We start from the raw sequence: 6000 nt of genomic DNA, 5'->3' as shown, positions 1-6000 counted from the left end.
CTTGTGAAGTTTATGAAGATTTTGAATTCTTTGAAGTTTATGAAGAGCTTTGAAATTTGAAAGAGGGGCCGCGCCGCTAAGCAACGGGAAGTGGTGGCGCAACTCCAGAGCGATAGGGAAGCAAGGAGGATTCCCAGCCTTCTGCGTAGGGGCGTCCTTAAAGGTTGGGGACGACCGGACGTTAGTGTGAACTGTTGGTGCAGCCGGAATAACTGTGTGGCTTCGACGACCTTTCCATCGACGATACGGAGGACAGCGGTGCCGCTGAATCGGATAGTTCGTCCTGTCGCGGAAGGTCATGCGTTATCCAGAAGCTCAAGTTGGCAGACCAGTTCAGTCAGGTAAAACCTGAGGTCCAACTTTCTAGAACAGTCGCCAACCTCGTAATCCCGGCCGGCTGCTCAAGCTCTAATAGGAATCGCTTACGGTCGAGTCCACCCCCGTATCCGGTCAACGATCCGCCCGCACCGACCACGCGGTGGCAAGGGGCAACGATGCTCACCGGGTTACGCCCAACTGCCTGGCCGACGCACTGAGCGAGCCTGCGCGGTTGCCCAGACGCTCCGCGAGTACACCGTAGGTCGTGGTCTCGCCGTAGGGGATCTCGCACAGCATGGCCCACACTCGCTCCGAAAACTCGTCCCGCTGCATCCGCACCAGAAGATCGAATGTCTTGCGTTCACCGGCGAGAAATTCGTCCAGTTCTGCCTTCGCAAGCACAAAAACGTCATCCGTGTCCGCGTCGACACACTCTCCGGACAACGAAGCCTCTGGAAGATGCCAATGCTTCGGAAAGTACAGCCCAGTCAACTGCTCGCCATCCGCGACCAATGTCAGGTCACCCAGCGTCGTCTCAATCTGTGTGTGGCGTAGGACCATCATGGTTATTACCTTTCCTCATTCACCGTGAAGACGTTCTAGGAACAGAAAACGTGAGATGACATCTACTATTACTCACTTGATCATGCTTTACCGTCCTCAACGGAAGGAGCAATTCGGCACTGGCAAACGCAGCCGCAGTGTAGAGGCTAAGGACCCGCACAGGCACTTTTGGATGCTGAGCGTGTGCCCATGCTGGAGAAGGTAAATGCCAAGTTGCGTGGGGCTGCGAAATATTTTGTGGAAGAGACAGGCTGGTGAACCGCTTCGCGGACTACTTGTAGACCAAGCCCCCGCACACAAAGAATTGGACACTCTCCCCTCGGACTATGCTACTGCGATTCTGGAAGGCACTGAATGGGCGGACTCCGAAGAAGACGTGGATGAGCTCACCGGATACCATTCAGTGCGCCAGGGACCGGCACCCATTGTGCTGCATTCGACCTCCAAGGCGGAGGAAGCTGCAGTGCTTGCCGCGCATATCAAGGAGTGGACCCAAGGCGAGGAGGACGTCTCAATCGGTGTGCTCACCCGCACTGCTCTACTTTGCGGCCTCGCGTGCGCGCGATATGCTGCTGGTCAGCGTGGTGGGGGAGGCATCGGAATTGTTGCCTGCGGAGCGCATCTCCTCTGTCCCCCTTGGGCTATGGGCTTCGCGGCGGGTCAGCTGGAGTACTCAAATTGCCCGTACCTACAGCAAGCTTTCACCACCCAATTCATGCGCCAAGGCGGCGTCGATCGTGGGGTAGCGGAACGCATGCCCGATGTTTTGTAGAACCGTGGGGCTTACGCGTTGTTGCGCCAAGGCCAACTCTTGGGCGCCCTCCTTGCCCAGCAAGATTGCGGGGCCGAAGGCCGGAACGGGGAGTAAGGCCGGACGGTGTAGCTCTGCGCCAAGGGCTTTGACGAAGTCCTTGTTGAGCACTGGGTTAGGAGAGGCCGCATTGACCGGGCCTTCCAACGAGTCGTCCACGATGGCGCGGAAGTAGGCATCCGTCAGGTCATCGAGGGCGACCCAGCTGAACCAGAACTCACCGTCGCCGAAAGGTTCGCCCAGGCCGGTGGAGAAGAGGGCGCGCAGCAGTAGCAGGAGGCCAGAGCCGCCCGACATGGCGATGCCGGTACGAATATTGACCACGCGGGTGCCCGCGGCGCGGGCGGGTTCGCAGGCGCGCTCCCAGTCGACCACTACGTCTGCCAGGAAGCCCTCGCCAGGTGCGGATTCCTCGGTGAGGACTTCATCGCCGCGGTCCGCACCGTAGTAACCCACGGCAGAGGCGCAGACCATGGTGTGGACGGAATCCGTAGCGCCCGCTAATCGCGCTAGGTGCTCGGTGGGGCCAACGCGGGAGTCGCGAATGGCGGCCTTGTGCTCGTCGTTGAAGCGGCCGAAGATGGGCTCGCCGGCCAGATGGACAAGGACGTCGACCCCACGCAGGAGGTCGGGATCGGGGTGCTCCGGTCGCCAAGTACGCTGGCCCTTGGTCGCCGTACCGCGCACGAGCTGGACTACCGTGTGCCCGGCGGTGCGCAATTGAGCGGTAAGCGCTGCGCCGACGCTGCCGCGGGAGCCGGTCATGGCGATGGTTAGTGGTTGGGTGTTTAAGGAGGCGTCGGCAAGCCGCTGGAGAAAGGAAAAATCCTCAATGAGCTGGTGCTGCCGATAAGCAAAGACCGATTCCAGCGCCGCCGAAGGGATGCGGGTAGAGACTTCATCGCGAATGAGAGTGCCGTCCGGGTGATCCGCAAAGGTGTGATGGTGCTGCCATTTGGCAAATTTGCGAATGGGGGAGTTTACGCACACATCGGTGAACGCATAGCCCTCGCGGTACCGGGAAAGTTTATGCTGAGCGGTCCAGCGCAGGCCGCCCGGAAGGCCGAGGATGGAGGTGCCATCGCCCAGGCTCTGGGCCTGCTGGATGGGTTTCATGAAAGCAAAGGACGCGTTCAGACGAGTTAAAGCGCCTTGGCGGGTATGCCATTGCCAGACCTGCTCGCGCGGGGCGGGCACTAGGTGTTCGGCGGAAAAACTCACTGTGTGAAGTGCCTCCTTCTATTAGGCCTCACCCAAATGGTGGGGAAGGTGCTAGAGTATTTTGTGTCTAACAGCATAGACATTTTTGAGACCATCAACCGGCATCCTTTAAAGACCGCACCGTGAGGCGGGGAAGGAGGTCACGATGAGTGGAACTGACGCTACCGCGAACAAGCTAGAGCTTTTAAGCTCCGATGATGTTTCGCGTACCGTTGCACGCATCGCGCACCAGATTATTGAAAAAACGGCGCTCGATTCCGCGGACGCACCGCGGGTCATTCTGCTTGGCATTCCCTCTGGTGGCGTGCCACTTGCACAGCGCCTATCGCACAAGATTGAAGAATTTTCTGGGGTTGCAGTCCCATGGGGCTCCCTCGATATCACTCTCTACCGCGATGACCTTTTGAATAAGCCGCATCGCGCACTCCAACCGACGACGATTCCCACCGGCGGCATCGATAACGCCACCGTCATTTTGGTCGACGATGTGCTGTACTCAGGCCGCACTATCCGCGCCGCCTTGGACGCGTTGAGTGACGTGGGCCGTCCGGACATCATTCAGCTGGCCGTCCTCGTAGATCGCGGCCACCGCGAGGTTCCTATCCGCGCCGATTATGTGGGTAAGAATCTGCCCACCGCGCGAGAAGAAGATGTCACCGTATACAACAGCGAGATTGACGGCCACGACGCGGTCGTATTGACCCGAGCCGCCGCTACTACTAGTGGAGCTGGCTCCGAAGCGGGGGAGGCATAACCATGAAGCACCTCATCGACATGGCAGAGCTGGACCGAAGCGAAATTATCGGTCTGATGGATGAAGCGGATCGCTTCCGCGAGGCCCTGGAAGGCCGCGAGGTAAAGAAGCTGCCGACCCTGCGGGGCCGGACCATCTATACCCTCTTTTATGAAAACTCCACCCGGACCCGCTCCTCCTTTGAAACGGCCGGCAAGTGGATGTCCGCGGACGTCATCAACCTATCCGCCTCCAGCTCCTCGGTAAAGAAGGGCGAGTCCCTGAAGGATACGGGCCTTACCTTGGCCGCCATTGGCGCCGATGCGATCATCATGCGCCACCCTTCCTCTGGTGCGCCGCAGCAGCTGGCCCAGTGGGTAGCCCCTAACGGTAAGGGACCTTCGGTGATCAACGCGGGCGACGGCGCGCACCAGCACCCAACCCAGGCGCTGCTCGACGCCGTCACGATGCGCCAACGCCTAGGACTGCACGGCGAGGAAGGCTTTGCCGGCCTGAAGGTAAAGATTGTGGGCGATTGCCTGCACTCGCGCGTCGTGCGCTCCAACGTAGATTTGCTCACCACTCTCGGCGTTGAGGTAACCCTCGTAGGCCCAGCCACCCTCATGCCCTTTGGGGTAGAGAATTGGCCGGTGCGCGTGTCGTATGACTTCGATGCGGAAGTCGCAGACGCCGACGTCATCATGATGCTGCGCGTGCAGCAAGAGCGCATGAATGGCGGCTTCTTCCCCTCCCACCGCGAATACGCCAACCTCTTTGGCCTATCCAAAGAGCGCGCGGCGGCCATGCACAAGGACGCCATCGTCATGCACCCCGGCCCGATGCTGCGCGGCATGGAGATTAACTACGGCGTCGCAGATTTGGACAAAACTGCGGTCCTACAGCAGGTACACAACGGTGTGCACGCCCGCATGGCGGTGCTGTTTACCCTGCTGACCAATGGCGAAAACGCCGGCATCTAAAACCGCGACCCACACTCAACTTTAGGGAGAGACAATGACTACTTACCCGGAAACCGGTCGCCTTTCCGCGCCGGCGGAATCCCCACTGGTGATTAAGAATGTGCGCCTGTACGGGGAAGGCGAGCCCACCGATGTCGTGGTCAAGGACGGCATCATCGCTACCATCGGCGCTACGGCAGAAGCCGAGGATGCACAGGTCATCGACGGCCAGGGCAACGTGCTCTTGCCAGGTCTGGTGGATATGCACGTGCACCTGCGCGAGCCCGGTCGCGAGGATACCGAGACCATCGAGACCGGCTCCAAGGCCGCCGCCAAGGGCGGTTTCACCGCCGTGTTCACCATGGCTAATACCAACCCAGTGACCGACCAGCCGATCATCGCTGAGTCCGTATGGGCCAAGTCCCAAGCACTGGCGCTGTGCGACGTCCACCCGGTGGGCTCCATTACCAAGGGCCTGGAAGGCAAGACCCTTACAGAGTTCGGCATGATGGCTCGTTCGGACGCCAAGGTGCGCATGTTCTCCGATGATGGCAAGTGCGTCCAGGATCCACAGCTAATGCGTCGTGCTTTGGAATACGCCAAGGGCATGGACGTGCTGCTGGCTCAGCACGCCGAGGATGACCGCATGACCGGTGGTGCTTCCGCCCATGAAGGCGAGACCGCGGCCAAGCTCGGCCTGCGCGGGTGGCCGCGCGTGGCGGAGGAATCCATCGTGGCCCGCGACGCCCTATTGGCGCGCGACTACGGCAACCGCGTGCACATCTGCCACGCCTCGACCCAGGGCACCGTGGAGCTACTGAAGTGGGCAAAGGAGCAGGATATTCCTCTCACCGCCGAGGTAACCCCGCACCACCTGTTGATGACCGATGACAAGCTGCGCACCTACGATGGCCTCTTCCGCGTCAACCCGCCACTGCGCGAACAGCGCGATACCGAGGCCCTGCGCGAGGCGCTGCTCAATGGCACCATCGACTGCGTAGCCACCGACCACGCCCCGCACGGCTCCGAAGACAAGTGCGTGGAGTTTGAAAATGCCCGCCCTGGCATGTTGGGCCTTGAATCTTCTTTGGCCGTCATCGCCAAAATCTTCGTCGAGACTGGCCTAGCCGATTGGCGCTTTGTTGCCCGCGTCATGTCCGAACGCCCCGCAGAAATCACCCGCCTGCCGGGCCACGGCCGTCCCATCGCAGAAGGCGAGCCAGCTAACTTGACCATTGTGGACCCAGACCACCACTGGGTTTCTGATTCCTCCACGCTGGCCTCCAAGTCCGAAAACAACCCGTACGCTGGCGAAGAATTTGGCGCCCGCGTTACCCACACCATTTTGCGAGGCGCCGTCACTTTTGACTTGGCAGCCTCCGAAGAAGACTAAC

At 60.2% G+C, this 6000-nt stretch carries 5 protein-coding genes and 1 pseudogene; 4 read left to right on the top strand and 2 right to left on the bottom strand.

Going from position 1 to position 6000, the window contains the following annotated elements; genetic code table 11:
* Positions 1-337: 337 nt before the first annotated feature.
* A pseudogene (locus tag QP934_RS06495) lies at positions 338-879 on the bottom strand (methylated-DNA--[protein]-cysteine S-methyltransferase).
* Between the two features lie 238 nt (positions 880-1117).
* Here QP934_RS06495 and QP934_RS06490 point away from each other — a divergent pair.
* Positions 1118-1654, top strand: a complete 537-nt coding sequence (locus QP934_RS06490; protein WP_419127114.1) for a hypothetical protein — start codon at positions 1118-1120, stop codon at positions 1652-1654.
* On the opposite strand, the gene QP934_RS06485 is transcribed toward QP934_RS06490, so the two are convergent.
* Complete coding sequence (locus QP934_RS06485; RefSeq protein ID WP_419127113.1) at positions 1571-2914, bottom strand: TIGR01777 family oxidoreductase; 1344 nt, start codon at positions 2912-2914, stop codon at positions 1571-1573. The genes QP934_RS06490 and QP934_RS06485 overlap by 84 nt on opposite strands.
* 145 nt (positions 2915-3059) lie before the next feature.
* Between QP934_RS06485 and pyrR the strand changes: the two genes are divergently transcribed.
* Genes pyrR through QP934_RS06470 form a run of 3 tightly spaced genes read left to right on the top strand, consistent with a single transcriptional unit; the run spans position 3060 to position 5999 of the window.
* A complete protein-coding gene (gene pyrR / locus QP934_RS06480) occupies positions 3060-3668 on the top strand; it encodes a bifunctional pyr operon transcriptional regulator/uracil phosphoribosyltransferase PyrR (RefSeq protein ID WP_419127112.1) in 609 nt (202 codons plus the stop codon).
* Between the two features lie 2 nt (positions 3669-3670).
* Positions 3671-4627 carry an aspartate carbamoyltransferase catalytic subunit gene (locus QP934_RS06475; protein ID WP_419127111.1) on the top strand — a complete coding sequence of 319 codons (957 nt, stop codon included), beginning with the start codon at positions 3671-3673 and terminating at the stop codon, positions 4625-4627.
* Between the two features lie 34 nt (positions 4628-4661).
* On the top strand, positions 4662-5999 hold the full coding sequence (locus QP934_RS06470; RefSeq protein WP_198493117.1) for a dihydroorotase: 1338 nt from the start codon (positions 4662-4664) through the stop codon (positions 5997-5999).
* Position 6000: the final 1 nt, after the last annotated feature.

This window comes from Corynebacterium sp. MSK122 (assembly GCF_030229435.2).
Classification (GTDB): domain Bacteria; phylum Actinomycetota; class Actinomycetes; order Mycobacteriales; family Mycobacteriaceae; genus Corynebacterium; species Corynebacterium marquesiae.
The sequence above is the reverse complement of the archived record's forward strand: the minus strand, read 5'-3'. Positions and strand labels throughout refer to the sequence as shown.